Here is a 336-nt window from a genome sequence, read left to right on the forward strand (position 1 = left end):
GAAGACGGGCAACTCAATGCATCATATAATTGTATTGATCGTCATTTAGAACACAAAGCCAATAAGACCGCATTGATTTGGGAAGGAGATGACCCGAGCCAAAGCGAGCATATTAGCTACCAGCAATTGCATGATGAGGTGTGTAAACTGGCTAATGGCCTGCGCAAACTAGGCGTTAGTAAGGGCGATCGTGTGGCTATTTATATGCCGAGGACGCCGCAGGCTGTCTACGCGATGCAAGCATGCGCGCGTATTGGTGCCGTGCACTCGGTGGTGTTCGGTGGTTTTTCGCCTTCTGCAATCGCCGATCGTATCAACGACAGCGGCGCTAAAGTG

Annotated in this window: 1 protein-coding gene; it reads left to right on the top strand. The window is 50.6% G+C overall.

The features are described 5' to 3' along the window. On the top strand, positions 1 to 336 hold a 336-nt coding region (locus CWB98_RS23720; RefSeq protein WP_138546997.1), incomplete at both ends, for an AMP-binding protein.

This window comes from Pseudoalteromonas rubra (assembly GCF_005887115.1).
Lineage (GTDB): Bacteria > Pseudomonadota > Gammaproteobacteria > Enterobacterales > Alteromonadaceae > Pseudoalteromonas > Pseudoalteromonas rubra_F.